The sequence below is a fragment of the Paraburkholderia unamae genome (assembly GCF_003096875.1).
In the GTDB taxonomy this organism is placed as follows: Bacteria; Pseudomonadota; Gammaproteobacteria; order Burkholderiales; family Burkholderiaceae; genus Paraburkholderia; species Paraburkholderia unamae.
Genome location: NZ_QEOB01000007.1, coordinates 58,063 through 75,422, shown reverse-complemented (window position 1 = coordinate 75,422; position 17,360 = coordinate 58,063). Strand labels below are relative to the sequence as shown.

At 64.8% G+C, this 17,360-nt stretch carries 16 protein-coding genes; 7 read left to right on the top strand and 9 right to left on the bottom strand.

Annotated features, from left to right (window positions below; all coding sequences use genetic code 11):
- Nucleotide 1: 1 nt before the first annotated feature.
- A complete protein-coding gene (locus C7402_RS16080; protein WP_112172752.1) occupies nt 2–205 on the bottom strand; it encodes a DUF1289 domain-containing protein in 204 nt (67 codons plus the stop codon).
- Nucleotides 206–726: 521 nt separating this feature from the next.
- Here C7402_RS16080 and C7402_RS16075 point away from each other — a divergent pair.
- From C7402_RS16075 to C7402_RS16060, 4 genes are all read left to right on the top strand, one after another.
- Entirely contained in the window at nt 727–1,827 is a 1,101-nt protein-coding gene (locus C7402_RS16075) for a polyamine ABC transporter substrate-binding protein (protein ID WP_112172751.1), read from the top strand.
- A gap of 114 nt (nt 1,828–1,941) precedes the next feature.
- Entirely contained in the window at nt 1,942–3,102 is a 1,161-nt protein-coding gene (locus C7402_RS16070; RefSeq protein WP_112172750.1) for an ABC transporter ATP-binding protein, read from the top strand.
- On the top strand, nt 3,099–4,034 hold the full coding sequence (locus C7402_RS16065) for an ABC transporter permease subunit (RefSeq protein ID WP_116611289.1): 936 nt from the start codon (nt 3,099–3,101) through the stop codon (nt 4,032–4,034). Before C7402_RS16070 ends, C7402_RS16065 begins: the two co-directional genes overlap by 4 nt.
- On the top strand, nt 4,031–4,849 hold the full coding sequence (locus C7402_RS16060; RefSeq protein ID WP_112172748.1) for an ABC transporter permease subunit: 819 nt from the start codon (nt 4,031–4,033) through the stop codon (nt 4,847–4,849). Before C7402_RS16065 ends, C7402_RS16060 begins: the two co-directional genes overlap by 4 nt.
- A gap of 92 nt (nt 4,850–4,941) precedes the next feature.
- Here the strand turns inward: C7402_RS16060 and C7402_RS16055 are convergent, their stop codons facing one another.
- Entirely contained in the window at nt 4,942–6,363 is a 1,422-nt protein-coding gene (locus tag C7402_RS16055; RefSeq protein WP_116611288.1) for a methyl-accepting chemotaxis protein, read from the bottom strand.
- A gap of 241 nt (nt 6,364–6,604) precedes the next feature.
- Between C7402_RS16055 and C7402_RS46960 the strand changes: the two genes are divergently transcribed.
- On the top strand, nt 6,605–6,760 hold the full coding sequence (locus C7402_RS46960; protein WP_165841902.1) for a hypothetical protein: 156 nt from the start codon (nt 6,605–6,607) through the stop codon (nt 6,758–6,760).
- Nucleotides 6,761–6,778: 18 nt separating this feature from the next.
- Entirely contained in the window at nt 6,779–7,549 is a 771-nt protein-coding gene (locus tag C7402_RS16050) for a class I SAM-dependent methyltransferase (protein ID WP_116611287.1), read from the top strand.
- A 15-nt stretch (nt 7,550–7,564) separates the two neighbouring features.
- Here the strand turns inward: C7402_RS16050 and C7402_RS16045 are convergent, their stop codons facing one another.
- The 4 genes from C7402_RS16045 to C7402_RS16030 form a co-directional block, all read right to left on the bottom strand.
- Nucleotides 7,565–9,073, bottom strand: coding sequence for a flavin-containing monooxygenase (locus C7402_RS16045; protein ID WP_116611286.1), 1,509 nt, complete (start codon nt 9,071–9,073; stop codon nt 7,565–7,567).
- A 121-nt stretch (nt 9,074–9,194) separates the two neighbouring features.
- A complete protein-coding gene (locus tag C7402_RS16040) occupies nt 9,195–10,388 on the bottom strand; it encodes a tetratricopeptide repeat protein (RefSeq protein WP_116611285.1) in 1,194 nt (397 codons plus the stop codon).
- 171 nt (nt 10,389–10,559) lie between these two features.
- On the bottom strand, nt 10,560–11,240 hold the full coding sequence (locus C7402_RS16035; RefSeq protein ID WP_112172927.1) for a PspA/IM30 family protein: 681 nt from the start codon (nt 11,238–11,240) through the stop codon (nt 10,560–10,562).
- A gap of 446 nt (nt 11,241–11,686) precedes the next feature.
- A complete protein-coding gene (locus tag C7402_RS16030; RefSeq protein ID WP_116611284.1) occupies nt 11,687–12,292 on the bottom strand; it encodes a hypothetical protein in 606 nt (201 codons plus the stop codon).
- 583 nt (nt 12,293–12,875) lie between these two features.
- Between C7402_RS16030 and C7402_RS16025 the strand changes: the two genes are divergently transcribed.
- A complete protein-coding gene (locus C7402_RS16025) occupies nt 12,876–15,392 on the top strand; it encodes a penicillin-binding protein 1A (RefSeq protein WP_116611438.1) in 2,517 nt (838 codons plus the stop codon).
- A 272-nt stretch (nt 15,393–15,664) separates the two neighbouring features.
- On the opposite strand, the gene C7402_RS16020 is transcribed toward C7402_RS16025, so the two are convergent.
- The 3 genes from C7402_RS16020 to C7402_RS16010 form a co-directional block, all read right to left on the bottom strand.
- Entirely contained in the window at nt 15,665–16,042 is a 378-nt protein-coding gene (locus C7402_RS16020) for a YfiM family lipoprotein (RefSeq protein WP_224041887.1), read from the bottom strand.
- Between the two features lie 276 nt (nt 16,043–16,318).
- Nucleotides 16,319–16,747 carry a DsbA family protein gene (locus C7402_RS16015; protein WP_244314863.1) on the bottom strand — a complete coding sequence of 143 codons (429 nt, stop codon included), beginning with the start codon at nt 16,745–16,747 and terminating at the stop codon, nt 16,319–16,321.
- 276 nt (nt 16,748–17,023) lie between these two features.
- Nucleotides 17,024–17,360: DsbA family protein (locus C7402_RS16010; RefSeq protein WP_208948946.1), on the bottom strand; the 337-nt coding region annotated here is incomplete at its 5' end.

Sequence of the window (17,360 nt, the reverse complement as noted above, 5' to 3'; positions counted from 1 at the left end):
TTCAGGCGCGATCCTTCTGGAAGCGCATGGCGGTGCCTTCGCGCTCGATGCGCTCCCATACGGCGCGCTTTTCCTCGTCGCTCAGGAACACCCAGTTGGAGACTTCCACGGCGGTGCGCCCACAGCCTTTGCAGATGTCGTCGAAGAGGGTCGAGCACACGCCGATACACGGGCTGTCGGGAAGGTCGTGGAGATTGGATGCCATTGATGAGCCTTGGGGCGTGGCCGGCGCGTCGGGCGCGCCGGCATCGGTACGAAACGTCGCTATGTTAACCGATACGCGCCCAGGCGGCCGGTCGCCCCCTTGGCGGCCCCCCGGCCGCGCGGCGATGAGCGTCGATGCGCGATGGGTCAGCCCGCGCAACCGCAAGCTGATAGCAAGGTCGCGCAGACGAGTGGGGCGGGGCTTTCGGCGCGCCGAGGCCGACAGGGACGCCGCTCGAAGCGGGACGTCGCGCATGCGCCACCGAAGCGGATTTTTTGTGGACACGGCCCGTGAAACCGCTAAAATTGCGCGCGATTTACCGTCCGCGCGCGGGTGCGTCATGGTCCCATGGCTCATGCTCCGCATGTTCCGTTTGCGCGACATGCCGGCGTTTTATTTCTTGCCAGGCAGGTTTGATGGTAGGTTCGGTAAAGTCAGGGGAGCCGCTGCATACGTGACACGAAGCGCGGCACTAAGCGAGGCAGGCGGCCGGCAGGAGCCGGTCAGGATCGGAGAACGGGATGAAGAAAGGGGTGGTGGCGCAACTGGCCGTGCTCGCGCTGTGCGCGGCGCCGTGGCTGACGTCGGTGGCAAAAGACACGCAACTGAACGTGTACAACTGGTCCGATTACATCGCCAAGGACACGATTCCGAACTTCACGAAGCAAACCGGCGTCAACGTCAAGTACGACAACTACGACAGCGACGACACCCTTCAGGCCAAGCTGCTCGCGGGCAACTCGGGCTACGACATCGTCGTGCCGACCAGCAACTACGCGGGCAAGCAGATCGCCGCCGGCATTTTCTCGCCGCTCGACAAGTCGAAGATCCCCAACCTCAAGTATCTCGACCCGCAACTGATGGCGCTCGTCGCCGGTGCGGATCCGGGCAACAAGTACGCGGTGCCCTGGGCGTACGGCACCACCGGTCTTGCCTATAACGTCACGAAGGCGCAGCAGATCCTCGGCAAGGACGTGCCGCTCGACAACTGGGACATCCTCTTCAAGCCCGAGAACATCTCGAAGCTGAAAGCCTGCGGCGTGTCCGTGCTCGACGCGCCCGACCAGATGTTCGCGGCCGCGCTGCACTACATCGGCAAGGATCCGCTTTCGACGAATCCGGACGACTATCGCGCCGCGCTCGCGATGATGAAGAAGATCCGCCCGTACATCACGCAGTTCAACTCGTCGGGCTACATCAACGACCTCGTGGGCGGCGACATCTGCTTCGCCTACGGCTGGTCGGGCGACGTCGTAATCGCCAAGCATCGCGCCATCGAGGCGAAGAAGCCGTACAAGATCGAGTACTACATTCCGAAGGGCGGCGCGCCGATCTGGTTTGACGTGATGACCATCCCGAAGGATGCCCAGCACAAGGAAGCCGCGCACGAGTGGATCAACTACATCGAGACGCCGCAAGTTCACGCTGCGATCACGAACACGGTCTTCTACCCGAGCGCGAACGCGGAAGCGCGCAAGTACGTGAACAAGGACATCGCCAACGACCCGGCCGTGTACCCGCCGCCCGAAGTCCTGAAGACGCTGTTCCTGCTCAAGCCGCTGCCGCCTGAGATCCAGCGTCTCCAGACGCGTCTGTGGACCGAGTTCAAGTCGGGCCGCTGACGCGGTCGGTGCAGCAGCCCAACGTTTTACCCCGAGCCCTCGGCAAGCCGCCGGGGGCTTTGTTCGTCAACCCCGTCCAGCATTCACGCAGAAACAGGCAGGGCAGAGAGAATCATGAGTGACCAGTCGAGCGCGCCGGCAACCGCCGGTTCGCTGCCTTCGGGCTTCGCCGCGGCAGATACGGCCGCGGACAACTTCGTGCAGATCGTCGATGTCGTCAAGAAGTTCGGCGAGACAACGGCCGTCAAGGGCGTCAATCTGTCGGTGAAGAAGGGCGAGCTGTTCGCGCTGCTCGGCAGCTCGGGCTGCGGCAAGTCCACCTTGCTGCGCATGCTCGCGGGTCTTGAGACCGTCACGTCGGGCAAGATCCTGATCGATGGCGAAGACCTCGCCGCGATGCCGCCGTACCGTCGCCCGGTCAACATGATGTTCCAGTCGTATGCGCTTTTCCCGCATATGACGGTGGAATCGAACGTTGGTTTCGGGCTGCGCCAGGAAGGCGTGAAGAAGGGCGAGCTGAAAGATCGCGTGGCCAACGCACTCGAACTCGTGCAGATGTCGCGCTTCGCCAAGCGCAAGCCGCACCAGCTTTCGGGCGGCCAGCAGCAGCGCGTGGCGCTTGCGCGCTCGCTCGTGAAGCGCCCCAAGCTGCTCTTGCTCGACGAGCCGATGTCGGCGCTCGACAAGCAGATTCGCCAGCGCACGCAAATCGAGCTCGTCAACATTCTCGACAAGGTCGGCGTCACCTGCATCATGGTCACGCATGACCAGGAAGAGGCGATGACGATGGCGGGGCGCCTCGCGGTGATGAGCGAAGGCGAAATCGTGCAGCTGGGCACGCCCAATGAAGTCTACGAATTCCCGAACAGCCGCTTCTCGGCGGAGTTCATCGGTTCGACCAATCTGTTCGACGGCAACGTGGTCGAGGACGAGCCGGACCATGTGTTCGTCGAGTGTTCGGACCTGCCGGTGCGCCTCTATGTGAACCACGGCATCACGGGACCGCTTGGCATGCCCGTGACGATCTCGGTACGTCCCGAGCGCATCGCGCTCACGCGCAAGCCGCCCGAAGGCACGTTCAACTGGGGCAAGGGCATCGTGAAGAACATCGCGTACATGGGCGGCTACTCGCTCTATCACGTGAAGCTCGATTCGGGCAAAACCGTGGTCGCGAATATGTCGAGCCTCGCGCTCTCCGAGATCGACTCGCCCACCTGGGATGACGAAGTCTACGTGCGCTGGAGCGCTTCGGCCGGTGTGGTGCTGACGTCATGAGCGCGACGACTTTGCGCAACCTCCTGCACTGGCCGGCGAAGCGCTTCAACCTGACCGGCCGCACGGCGGTCGTGGCGGGGCCGTTCATCTGGCTGCTGCTGTTCTTCCTCGTGCCGTTCATCCTGGTGGTGAAGATCAGCTTCGCCGACCAGCAGCTCGGCATTCCGCCGTACACGGAGCTCACGTCGTTCGCGGACGGCGTGTGGCACATCGCGCTCGACTTCTCGCACTATGCGTTCCTGTTCCAGGACAGCCTGTACTTCGCGACCTATGTGAATTCCGTGGTCGTGGCGGGGATCTCGACGCTGCTGTGTCTCATCATCGGCTATCCGATGGCGTACTACATCGCGCGCTCGAATCCGGCCTCGCGCAACATCCTCATGATGGCGGTGATGCTGCCGTTCTGGACGTCGTTCCTGATTCGCGTATATGCGTGGATCGGCATCCTCAAGAACAACGGACTGCTGAACAATTTCCTGATGTCGATCGGCATCATCCATTCGCCCATCGAGCTTTATCACACGAACACGGCCGTCTATATCGGCATGGTGTATTCGTACCTGCCGTTTCTCGTGATGCCGCTCTACGCGCACCTCGTGAAAATGGATCTCACGCTGCTCGAAGCCGCGTACGACCTGGGCGCGAAACCGTGGCGCGCGTTTATCGAGATCACGTTGCCGCTCTCGAAGAACGGCATCATCGCAGGCTGTCTGCTCGTGTTCATTCCGGCGGTGGGCGAGTACGTGATTCCTGAACTGCTTGGCGGCGCGAACACGCTGATGATCGGCCGCGTCATGTGGAACGAGTTCTTCGACAATGCCGACTGGCCGATGGCCTCCGCCGTGACCTGCGCAATGGTGCTGCTGCTGCTCGTGCCGATGGCGCTGTTCCAGCACTTCCAGGCGAAGGAACTGGAGGGCCGCGGCAAATGAAACCGAATCGCGTATTGCAGTTCATCGCGCTCGGCCTCGGCTTCGCGTTCCTCTATATCCCGATCCTCAGCCTGATCGTCTACTCGTTCAACGAGTCGCAACTGGTGACGGTGTGGACGCGCTTTTCGACGCGCTGGTATCAGGCGCTCATCACCGACGACGAGTTGATCACCGCCGCGTGGCTGTCGCTGCGCATCGCGCTGATGACGGCGTTCGCGTCGGTGTTCATCGGCACGTGGGCGGGCTTCGTGCTCGCGCGCATGGGGCGCTTTCGCGGCTTCACGCTGTTCTCAGGCATGATCAACGCGCCGCTCGTGATACCCGAAGTGATTCAGGGTATTTCGCTGCTGCTGCTCTTCGTGGAAATGGGCAAGCTGATCGGCTGGCCTGCGGGGCGCGGCGTGTTCACGATCTGGATCGGCCACGTGATGCTGTGCATTTCGTACGTCGCCATCATCGTGCAGTCGCGCGTGCGCGAGTTGAATCCGTCGCTGGAAGAGGCCGCGCTCGACCTGGGCGCAACGCCGTTCAAGGTGTTTTTCCAGATCACACTGCCGCTCATTTCACAGGCGCTCGCGGCGGGCTGGCTGCTTTCGTTCACGCTCTCGATCGACGACCTGGTGCTCTCCGCGTTCCTTTCGGGGCCGGGCTCGACCACGCTGCCGCTCGTCGTGTTCTCGCGCGTGCGTCTCGGTCTGAACCCCGAGATGAACGCGCTCGCCACGCTCTTTATCGCGGTCGTGACGGTCGGCGTGATCTTCGGCAATTACTTCATGCAGCGCGCCGAACGCAAGCGCATGGCGATGGCGGTCTGATCGCCCACGCGCTTCGAAGCGCATGAAAAGACGGCGCGCGGGCAGGAATGTCCGCGCGCCGTCTTCGTTTGGGCGTTTCGGACGACGGCTTGCTACAGCCGATACCCCATGCGAAAGCCGCCCCAATGCCGCCCGTTCACGAAGATCGGCGCGGAGGCGTCCTTCATCATCACGAACGTGCCGCCGCCCATGTCGCGCCGGTAGGTTTGCAGCAGGAAGGGCTTGGTGTGCGAGCCGGCCGCGCGGCCCGCGCGGTCGCTGAAAATGCGGTGATTGCGGCAGTTCGCGGCGTTCCACACCGGGTCGGAACCTTGCGGATGCGAGAACTTGCGGTTGTGCGTCGGAATATAGCCGCGCGGATCGATCGCTACGCAAAAAGCAACGCGCTCGTCGAACGTGAGCAGCGGTTCGAGGATCGGGGGCAGCAGCCGGTCGGTGAACGCCGTGAAGCGGGTCATGTGCTGCTGCGGGTTCGTATTCGGCACCGGCGCATAGTGGCCGTCGAACAGGTCCGCCTCGCCGATTTCGCCGCGCGCGAGCGCGCCCTCGAACAGCTTGCCGACCTGGGCGGCGGCGCGCTGCACGGTCTCGATGAAGCGCGTGTCGTCGGTTTCCACGCCCGTGGCGGCGGAAAGTTCGATGAGCGTCTCCGACACCTCCAGCAGTTTGCCGAGCTGATTCTTCGCTTGCACGAAGTTGCGGCCCGAGTCCTCGACGCCCGCGACCATCTCGCTCACCTGGCTCTCCAGCCCGTCGCACTTCGTCTCGATCTCGCCCGTGAGCTGCGCAATCTGTCCGGCGTGCTCGTCAAGCTGCACGATCGCCTCGCCGGTGCTGTGCACGGCCTCGCCGATGGTGTGCGTGCCCGCGCGCACGCGATGCGCGCGTTCGGTGTTCGCCGTGCCTTCGGCGATGAGCTGTTCGGTCTGCTGCGTGAGCTGCCCGAGCGTCTGCTCGATCTGGCCGGTGGCCTGCGCGGTTTTCGCGGAGAGGTTCTTCACTTCGGCCGCAACCACGGCGAAGCTCTTGCCAGACTCGCCGGCGCGCGCCGCCTCGATGGCCGCGTTGAGCGCGAGAAGCTGGGTTTGCCGGGCGATCAGCGAGATTTCCTCGGAGACCTTCGAGACATGCGCGAGCGCGCTCTTGAGCGCACGGATCTGCGTTTCGATGACGGTGACGCTTTCCACCAGACCGTGAATGTCGGCGAGCGATTCTTCGATGGTCTGTTGCGACTGCTGCACGGTGGCGGCGGTGCCGGTGCTCAGCTCGCGCATGGCGCGCGCGGCCGTGGCGATCTGGTGATTGCCGGCGAGGGTATGGGCCGCCGACTCGCGCAAGGCGTGGCAGACGTCGGTCTGACGCTGCACGCGCGCCGCGACCTCGTCGACATGGCCCGCGACGTCGCAGATCTCGATGCCGAGCCTGCCGGCCTGGGCGGCAATGTCGCCGACGATCCCGGCGGATTTTCCCGTGCGGCGGCGACCGCGCAGGCCCAGCAAACGCAAACGTGTCATCGGGTGTCTCCTTGCCCGGTGCGGATTGGCGACCGCGGACCACTGCGGTGGACCACTGCGGCGGGGAAGCCGCGTGCCCGGTCGTGAGCAGGTTCGATCGCCGGGCCATCTGAACCTGTTTACGGCCTGTAATACGGGGACTTGAGCGCGGTGGCCGCGCCTGGCGCTATGATCGGGAACTCGGGCGCGCCGGGCGCGGGCAGGTGACAAGCAGCGCAAGGGGCGTCGCGACAGGAGCAAGATGATCGAGGCATTAATCGACGCAACAATCCAGGCGATAAGCAGCGGGAGCGCGCCGCTCGCGCTCTGGCAGCAGTTGATCCAGCTCTGGGAACTGATCGTGATGGTGTTGCGCTTCCTCTGGGAGCTCCTGAAGCTCCTTGGCGGCGGCGGTTGAACGACAAAAGGGCAGACGATGATCGACGATTCCACCCGGCGTTTCACCGACCGGGTCGCAGACTACGTGAAATTCCGGCCGACCTATCCGCGCGAAGTGGCGACCTTCGTGCATGTGGAGTGCGGCATCGCGCCGGGCGCGCCCGTGGCCGACATCGGCGCGGGCACGGGCCTCTCCACGAAACTGTTTCTCGACGCGGGCCACCCCGTCACGGCCGTCGAGCCGAATGCGGCCATGCGCGTCGCGGCCGACGACCTGCTGGGCGGCTACAAGGGCTACCGCAGCGTGGCGGGCACGGCGGAGGCCACGACGCTCGACCCCGCGAGCGTGGACCTCGTAAGCGCCGCGCAGGCGTTCCACTGGTTCCACAAGACCGACACGCAGCGCGAGTTCGCGCGCATCCTGAAGCCGCGCGGCAAGATCGTGCTGTTCTGGAACAGCCGACTGCTCGAAGGTTCGGCGTTTCTTGAAGGGTACGAAGCGCTGCTCCAGCGCTTTTGCCCCGACTACGCACGCGTGGCCGAAAGCTATCCCGACGCGGCCGCCATGGCGGACTGGTTCGGCGAAGGCTTCGAGCACCAGACCGTGTTCCCGAACGCACAACTGCTCGATTTCGAAAGCCTGCGCGGCAGGCTGATGTCGTCCTCGTATGCGCCGCAGTCCGGCGACGAACGTCACGAGCCGATGCTCGCGGCGTTGCGCGCGCTGTTCGAGGCGACGGAAAAGGATGGCCGCGTGAACTTCGCCTACGAGACGCGCGTGTACGCCGGGCGGCCGCGGCGCAGTTGACCCGAGCCGGAAAGGCTAACGGCCGAACGCATAGTCGGCGCGGCGCACCCGGCGCGTCTTGCGCCGGAACATGAACGTGAAGCCCGGCCACAGCGCGGTATTCTTGCCGGCCTGCGTGAGGTAATAGCTGTGGCAGCCCGACTGCCACACGGTGCGCGCAAAACGCGCCTGCAAGCGCATGTTCCAGGCGCGCTGCGCCTCGGGGCGCACGTCCATCGTGCGGGCGCCCGAGCGTTGCAGCGCGCGGATACAGCCCGCGATATAGCCGATATGCGACTCGATCATGTAGATCATCGAGTTGTGCCCGAGCGCGGTATTCGGCCCGATCATGAAGAAGAGATTCGGGAAACCGGCGACGCTCGCGCCCAGATACGCCTCGGGGCCGTCACGCCGCCAGGTTTCGCCGAGATCCCGGCCGCCTGCGCCCGTCACCTGGAAAGGCGCGTCCACGTCGTTGACCTGGAAGCCCGTGCCGCAGACGATCGCGTCAAAGGCGCGATGCGTGCCGTCGGGGGTGACGATACCGTCGGCGACGACCTCGCGAATCGCCTCGGTCACCAGTTCGACGTTGGGCTGCGCGAGCGCCGGGTAGTAGTCGCTGGAGAGCAGCACGCGCTTGCAGCCCAGCAGGTAGTCGGGCGTGAGCCGCGCGCGCAGTTCGGGGTCTTTCACCTTGTGCGCGAGATAGCTGCGCGCGAATTTCGTCGGCGTTTTGAGCAGGCGCGGTTCGACCGAGAAGCCTAGCGCGCGCGATTCCAGTTGCCAGTAAATGGCCGCGCGTGCGGCGCGCTGCGCAAGCGGCACATGACGAAAGATCCAGCGCCAGCGCGCACTGATCGCGCGGTCGCGGCGCGGCATGATCCAGGGCGGCGTGCGCTGGAACACCGCGAGCCGCGCCACGTGCGGCTGGACTTGCGGCACGAACTGGATTGCGCTCGCGCCCGTGCCGATCACGGCGATGCGCTTGCCTTCGAGCGCATAGTCATGGTCCCAGCGCGCCGAGTGAAAGACCTTGCCTTCAAAGCGTTCGATGCCCGGAATGTGCGGCAGCGAAGGGCGCGAAAGCGGGCCGTGCGCGGCGATCACGATATCGGCCTCGATGGTATCGATGGTATCGATCGCCTCGTCCGCGTGGCCACGCTCGATCTCGACCTGCCAGACGCCGCGTGCTTCCACGAAGCGCGCCGCGCGCACGCGCGAGCGGTACTCGATGAAGCGCTCGACGTCGTACTTGCGCGCGCAATGGCGCAGGTAGTCGAGAATCTCCTGCTGCGGCGCGTAGGTGCGCGTCCATGCCGGATTCAGCTCGAACGAAAACGAATAGAGATGCGAAGGAATGTCGCAAGCCGCGCCGGGATAGGCGTTGTCGCGCCAGGTGCCGCCCAGGCTTTCGGCGGCCTCGTAAAGCGTGAACGAGTCGATACCCATGCGGCGCAGCCGGATCGCCATGCCGATGCCGGAAAACCCGCTGCCGATGATGGCGATGCGCAGTGCGGCCCCGTTGCCGCGCGCTTCAGTGGCCATATGCGCGTCCGTTGTTTCGTGTGTTGTGCGGTGTTGCTGGCGTTGCGCGCCGATGCAAAACGGGCTCCATGAAGGAGCCCGTCGTCGTGTCGGCGGAGCGCGCCAGGAAGGTCTCAGGCGCTCAAGAGTTGTTCCAGTCGTCCGAACTGTCGTTGCTGCCCATGTCGACGCCACCGCCGCCACCCGAGCCGTCGCCCCAGTCGTTCGAGCCCTGACCGAAGTCGAGGCCGCCGCCGTTGCCATTGCCGTCACGCTGCACACGGCGGCCTTCGTCGTCGACGATCACGTCGCGCTCGATCACGCGGTCACGCCCGTGGTTGAGCGCCTCGCCAAGCAGCACGCCGGTCAGCAGGCCGCCCATGCCACCCATGCCGCCGCCGCCTTGCTGGACGATGACCTGCGGTTGCTGCTGCGGCGGATATTGCGGCGGGTACTGCGGCTGACGCCCAAAGGCGGCGTCGGCTTCGCGCGCATAGGAGGAGTCGCTGCCATAGCCGGGCGCGGCCGCGGGGGCTGCCGGTTGCGCATTCGGATCGGGGCGGCCTTCGGCGCGCGCCTTGAGGCTTGCGAACTGGCGCTCGAGATCTTCGATCTCATAAGGCGGTCGCGGGTTCGCGCTGTTCGAGAGCGTTTCCACCAGCGTGCGCAACTGTGTTTCCAGCCCCTCGACTTCCTTTTCGAGCGCTTCATGACCGGGCGCGGTCGAGAGCTTCACGTCGAGCTTGAGCGAACGCACGCCGTTGAGCAGTTCGGTGGCGCGCTTGAGCTGGTCGAGGCGGTCGTCGCCGGCCTTCGCGTCTTCGGTGGACTTCGCGCGGCGCAGCGTCCAGCGCAGCACGAGCGCAACGCCCACCAGCACGATGGCGATACCGATCCACATGCCCATGCCGGGGCCGTGCTTCTGCGGCGCGGGAGCGGGCGCGGCGACCTGCTGCTGCGCGAACGGATTGCCCGCGCTGCTGGTCGTGACGGCGCCGGCGCGCGTGGCGTCGGAGCGAATCTTCGCTTCGACCTGCGCGAAACGCTGCGGCTGGGTGAAGCGGATCTGCGGATCGAGTGTCTTTGCCTGCTGGACCTGGGTGAGCGCGTCGGCGTAGCGGCCTTCGCGGTTGAGCACCTGGGCGTAGAGGTAGTGGGCGCGAGCGTTATCCGGATGCGCCTGGAGAACTTCGGTCAGGCCCGAGTCGGCGCGTTGCCAGTCGCCCTGGGACATCGCGGATTCGATCTGCTGCACGCTAGGCACGGCAAACGCCACACCGCCCGTGAAGGCGAGCGAAGCAAGTGCGATGCTGGCAGCGGCAAGAAACTTTTTCATGTTGCAGGCCGGGCGGATTGACGCCCGTCTCCATGACATTCAATTCGGGGATGCGGCGCGGCAAGCTTGCCACTCGCTATTGCGGCAGCACGGGTCGTGCCGCGCCGCACCCTTGGCTCCCGCGCGTCGTGCGTCATGCCGGGAGCGACTACGAAGTGCACTACGGTTGCGTTACTGGGCCGGCGTGTTCAACTGCTTCTTGAGCGCTTCGAGGCGGTCGTCGACCGAAGGCCCCTTGTTGAGCGCCGCGAGCTTTTCGTCGAGCGCCTTGCCGCTCGACTGGTCAGCCGAGTTCAGACGGGCGTCCGAGCGCGCGTTCGAGAGTGCAACCTTGTCTTCGAGCTTCTGGAAGTCGGCGTCGAGATTCTTGCCGCCGATGCCGCCCAGCGCCGTGGCCGCGACATCCTTCGCCTGGGCGATCTGCTGCTTCGCCTGAAGGATATTCGAGCGTGCGTTCAGGTCGTTGCGGCGCGAGCGCATGTCGTCGATCTGCTTCTTCAACTGGTCGACCGACGGTTCGAGCTTCGCGAGTTCGACCGCGAGCGCATCGCGTTCCGTTTCGGCGGTTTGCTGGGCGCCGAGCGCCTCGCGCGCGAGCGCTTCGTCACCCGATTGCAGCGCGCGCTTCGCGCCGTCTTCGTACTTCTTCGCCTTGTCGGCGGCCACGTCGCGCTTGCTTTGCTGCGTCGCGACCTGCGCCTGGATTTCGACGAGCGAGTTCTCCGCGCGGGCGATGCTGTCGTCGAGCTCACGCACGATCTGGCGCGAATCGCGCGACGGATCCTGCACCGAGTCGGCCGCGTCGTTGAGCAGGCCCTTTACCGTGCGGGAGATGGAGTCGAAAAGCGACATGAATTCCTCCAGTGAAATGAGATCGGCCATGCCTGGCCGAGGTGCGTGCATGCAGTGTGCGCCTCGCGGCGTAAGCTGGCGCAGGGGCCAACCTGGCTGGCGAACAGGGCAAGCCGGGCAACGGTGGCAATCGCCGATCCATCTGCCAGCTTACGCCGCTTTGCGCACACCGCGCATGCTGCGCGCAAATCGGGGCGAGTGCGGCGATTGCAATAGGGCAATCGCATATTCACGCATTCGTGCGTTCCTTTTGCGACGGCATTTTGCCGTGTGGCTCGAAGCACCGCTTCAGGCCTTGGGGCGCCATCGCTCGCGGATATTACACCACGGGCCGTCTTAAAAGGGACTTAAAGGAAGGGGCGCACGAGGGCGCATGCAGGCACGCTGCGTAACTGAAATATTCCTGTAATCGTCACGCGCAAGGCGCGCCACGTGACAGGTGAATTTCAGGCGAATTTTCCGCCTTCGGGCGTGGTGTCGTCGCTGTGGGCGTCGTCGATCGGGTCGTCCGCGTTGCGTCGCGAGCGCGCGAAGGGCGCCGAACTCAGCGGCTGCAACGGCTCGGCGGTGTGCGTTTGCGCTGCCGCGGCATCGAGCTCGGCGGCAGCCGCCGCTTCGGCGTTCAGGCGCGCGACGGCCTGGGCGATCTCGCGCGCGGCATGGTTCACGTCGGGTTCGTCGGCGGGCAGGGCGGCAGCGGATTCGTCGGCCGTCGTGGCGGCATCCGGGTGCCCGGCCGGGCCTGTTTCCGGGGTGATTCCATTGACGCCGCCGGGCGCTGCCGCCGGCGGCCGGATCACGCCCGCGCGGGTCGTGCGCAGTGGCCTCGCCGCCCTTTGCAATACCTGCGCGAGCGCGTCGGGCTGCCTCGGGGCGTTGAGGCGGTCGACGATGCTCGCGGCCTTCACCTGGTCGCTCGTCGCGCTGAACGCGATCACGGCGCGGCGCATGAGCTCGCTGACGCTGATGCCGAGTTCGCCGGCGGTGGCGGAGATCGCGCGTTTCTGGGCGGGCGTGACGAAGACGACGATGCGTTCGCTAGGCTTGTTCATGATCGGCGGGCCGTTGGGTCGGCTTCGTATGACGTCGATTCCTGCCTGCGCGCTTTTTGAAAGAGGGATGGTGAGCGTGCGTGGGCGCGAGCAGGGGCGTGTAGCGGATCTTTCATCATATGACGAGTGCGCCGATGCGCAATCGGAAGGTGTCCTGTTGGGAAAGACCCTGCTCGCAAGAATATGCCGCCAACAAGCCTACATCGTGTAATTTGCCGCGTGGCAGATCCATTCGTTACGAAACTTTTCGCGCATAAAGCGCCGGTTGGCGCAAGGGGTCATCAGCAGACCTTTCGTCGCGGCGATAAATCGGGCAGGAAGGCTTGTCCAGGAAACTCTTACAAAAAAACGCGACCCGCCGCCCGCGATTTCTTTAGAATGCGCTGTTACATTTCGCGAATGTCGCCTGCACGGGGGCACATTTGCATGTGGCGTGCCGTAGCGCGCGCCGCGCGGCCGGACGGGGGCGTTACCGGTCGCGCCGCGTCGCCGGGAGTGAGCCGGCGACGTCGTGTGCCGCATTGGCGCCATGACGCCGTGGTCGAGATCCATGCGCGCGCGAGACGCGCCCATCATTCCACTCATGCCTATCATCAAACGACCGCCTTCACCGCAGTACCCGAACGAAGATCGGGAACCCTCCTTCAACAACGGCCGCCAACCGCCTCGCCGCCCGCAGTCGGGCGGCGACGGTCCGCGCGATGAACGCCCGAAGCGGCGCTCGTTCGGCAGCGCGATTGCGCTCTGGTTCGTCGGCCTCGTCGCGACGCTCTGCGTGGTGGGCGCGCTCGTCGTGGGCTACGCGCTCGTCGTGATGGAGCCGCAACTGCCTTCGCTCGACGCGCTCACCAACTATCAGCCCAAGGTGCCGCTGCGCATCTATACCGCCGACCACGTGCTGATCGGCGAGTTCGGCGAAGAGCGGCGTCAGCTCGTGCGCTTCCAGGACATTCCGGACATCCAGAAGAAAGCCGTGCTCGCGATCGAGGACTACCGCTTCTACGAGCATGGCGGCGTGGACTTCGTCGGCATTCTGCGTGCGGGCGTGGCCGACCTCATGCACGGCGGCGCCTCGCAGGGCGCGAGCACGATCACGATGCAGGTCGCGCGCAACTTCTTCCTGTCGAGCGAAAAGACCTATACGCGTAAGGTCTACGAAATGTTGCTCGCCTACAAGATCGAGCGCGCGCTCACGAAGGACCAGATCCTCGAGCTGTACATGAACCAGATCTATCTGGGGCAGCGCGCCTACGGTTTCTCGGCCGCCGCGCGCGTGTATTTCGGCAAGGACCTGAAGGACATCACAATCGCGCAGGCCGCGATGCTCGCGGGCTTGCCGAAAGCGCCGTCGGCGTATAACCCGATCGTCAATCCGCACCGCGCGAAGATTCGCCAGGACTATATCCTCAAGCGCATGCTGGACCTGGGCTACATCAATCAGGCGCAGTACGACGAAGCGATCAAGGAGCCGCTCGAAACGAAGACGGCCGGCACCGAGTACAACGTGCACGCCGAATACGTGGCCGAAATGGTCCGCCAGATGATGTACGCACAGTACAAGGATGAGACCTACACGCGCGGCCTCACGGTCGTGACGACGATCGACTCCGCCGATCAGGACGCCGCCTACGCGGCCGTGCGCAAGGGCGTGATGGACTACGAGCGCCGCCACGGCTATCGCGGGCCGGAGGGCTTCGTGCAACTGCCCGCCGACGGCGACGACCGCGAGCAGGCCATCGAAGACGCGCTCACCGACCACCCGGACAATGGCGACCTCGTTTCGGCGGTGGTGACCGACGCGGGCCCGAAATCGGTGACGGCGCAACAACTCGACGGCACCTCGGTGACGGTCACGGGCGACGGCCTGCGCTTCGTGGCGGCGGGGCTCTCGCCGCGCGCCTCGCAGGCGCTGCGCATTCGCCCGGGCTCGATCGTGCGCCTGATGGCGGACTCGAAGGGCAACTGGCAGATCACGCAACTGCCGCAGGTGGAAGGCGCGCTCGTCTCGCTCACGCCGCAGGACGGCGCGATTCGCGCGCTGATCGGCGGCTTCGACTACAACAAGAACAAGTTCAACCACATCACGCAGGCGTGGCGCCAGCCGGGTTCGAGCTTCAAACCGTTCATCTACTCGGCGTCGCTGGAAAAGGGCCTGGGACCGGCGACGATCATCAACGACGCGCCGCTGTACTTCCCGCCCAGCACGCCGGGCGGAGACGCCTGGGAGCCAAAGGACGACGACCAGCCCGAAGGCCCGATGCCCATGCGCCTCGCGCTGCAAAAGTCGAAGAACCTCGTGTCGATCCGCATCCTTTCGTACATCGGCACGAAATACGCGCAGGACTATGTGACGCAGCGCTTCGGCTTCGACGCGGACAAGACCCCGCCGTACCTGCCGATGGCGCTCGGCGCGGGCCTCGTCACGCCGTTGCAATCGGCGGGCGCGTATAGTGTGTTCGCGAACGGCGGCTACCGCATCAACCCGTACCTGATCGCCGAAGTCGACGACGCGCACGGCCAGCCGATCCTGCGCGCGCAGCCGCTCGTAGCGGGCCAGAACGCGCCGCAAACGCTATCGCCGCGCAACGCGTTCGTGATGAACAGCCTGCTGCACTCGGTAGCGACGGCGGGCACGGGCGCGGGCACCAACGTGCTTCATCGCAACGACCTGCAAGGCAAGACGGGTACGACCAACGACGCCAAGGACGGCTGGTTCGCGGGCTATCAGCGCTCGCTCGTTGCCGTGGCGTGGATGGGCTACGACCAGCCGAAGAGCCTCGGCAGCCGCGAATTCGGCGCGCAGCTTGCGCTGCCGATCTGGGTGGAGTACATGCAGCGCGCGCTGCGCGGCGTGCCGCAGGAAGAACCGGCGATGCCCGACGGCCTCACGACGATCAACGGCGAGCTGTACTTCTCGGACATGACGCCGGGCAACGGCTTCGTGTCGAGCATCGGCCTCGACTCGGCAAACCCGGCGGGGGCCGCGAGCGATGCGAGCGGCGCGACCGGCAGCATGGGTCCGGGCGGGATGACGCCGCCCAACGTGAGCACGACGGAGAAGCAGCAGATCATGGATCTGTTTGAATCGAACAAACCTTGATACGGGTTTGTTGAGTTTCGCAGGATGAGCACGGCGCGTTGGCAACAACGCGCCGTGTTTTGTTTGGTGAGCAGAATTTCCTTGCGGGCCAAGGAGTTGGTCGCGATGTCCAGGGCTTTTCCACAGGGCTGCCAACAAAATCTGTGGGTAACTCTAGCCTTGAGTTCTCCACAGATTTTGTTGGCAGCCCTGTGGGTAACCTTTGGAGATCGAACCTAACTAGCTGACGCCAAAGGCATTGCACTCGAATACGCGATACGGGTCAGCGCGCGTCAAAACACATCGTCATAACGCAGTCCGAAGGTTCGGGCATGCGAACCACGCGAATACGTCACGGCCCAATGCGCGAGCCACGCTCCAGTGAGCGCGCCGAGCGCATCGGCGAACAGATCCTTGTACGAGAAGCCATCGGTGCGGCAGGTGCCGTCGAGCGTTTCCTTCAGGAGTCCCGGCACCGTACCGATCAGCGTGCCATAGACGACCGGGTGGTCCGTATCGCGCGTGAGCCAGCCGCCGAGCGCGCCGAACGGCGCGGACACCGCGAAGTGCTCCAGCTTGTCCGTACCGGTCCAGCTATCGTCGGTCTGGAAGCGAAAGCCGCCATGCGAGCCGGAACAATCGAGGCTGGCCTGGGTGGTGGCGCTGGCCATGATTAGCAATGCGAAGCAAATGCCACGCTTCACGTGATGTGCCATGGTCGTGATCTCTCAGGTTGTCTTGCGTCGCGCCTTGCCTGGGCGCGGCGGGCGCCGTCTGCGTGGCGCGGTTTCGTCTCCGATGCGGCCGCTCTTCGGCATAGATAGGAATGCGTAGGAATTGAAGCCGTTTAAGTCAGTCAAACCTGACTTACGGCGCAGTGTATCAGTTCTGTCTTAAAAATAAGGGCCAGAAAATCCTGACAGAACAACAGTCGCGGGGGGCAGGGGTTAGTCGATGTCGTGGTCGGGCGGCGCGCAAAGGGCGGCGTCGATAGCGTCTTCGAGCCGGTCGTTTCCCCAGAACATTTCCTCGCCGACGAAGAACGTCGGTGCGCCGAAGATGCCCAGTTCGCGAGCCGCCTGCGTGCGTTCACGCACGCGCAGCCGGTTCGCATCGCTGCCGGCTGCCTCGATGATCAGCTGTGCAGGCAGATTCAGCGCGGCGAGCATTTGCCCGGCCGCCTCGGGCGAATCCACTTCGCGATCGTCGCCGTAGTTGCGCGCCATCACGGCGCGGCACCAGGCGGGCAGCCACGGCTCGTCGGCGGCGAGCATGGCGATATTGTCCGTACCGGTCCAGCTATCGTCGGTCTGGAAGCGAAAGCCGCCATGCGAGCCGGAACAATCGAGGCTGGCCTGGGTGGTGGCGCTGGCCATGATTAGCAATGCGAAGCAAATGCCACGCTTCACGTGATGTGCCATGGTCGTGATCTCTCAGGTTGTCTTGCGTCGCGCCTTGCCTGGGCGCGGCGGGCGCCGTCTGCGTGGCGCGGTTTCGTCTCCGATGCGGCCGCTCTTCGGCATAGATAGGAATGCGTAGGAATTGAAGCCGTTTAAGTCAGTCAAACCTGACTTACGGCGCAGTGTATCAGTTCTGTCTTAAAAATAAGGGCCAGAAAATCCTGACAGAACAACAGTCGCGGGGGGCAGGGGTTAGTCGATGTCGTGGTCGGGCGGCGCGCAAAGGGCGGCGTCGATAGCGTCTTCGAGCCGGTCGTTTCCCCAGAACATTTCCTCGCCGACGAAGAACGTCGGTGCGCCGAAGATGCCCAGTTCGCGAGCCGCCTGCGTGCGTTCACGCACGCGCAGCCGGTTCGCATCGCTGCCGGCTGCCTCGATGATCAGCTGTGCAGGCAGATTCAGCGCGGCGAGCATTTGCCCGGCCGCCTCGGGCGAATCCACTTCGCGATCGTCGCCGTAGTTGCGCGCCATCACGGCGCGGCACCAGGCGGGCAGCCACGGCTCGTCGGCGGCGAGCATGGCGATACGT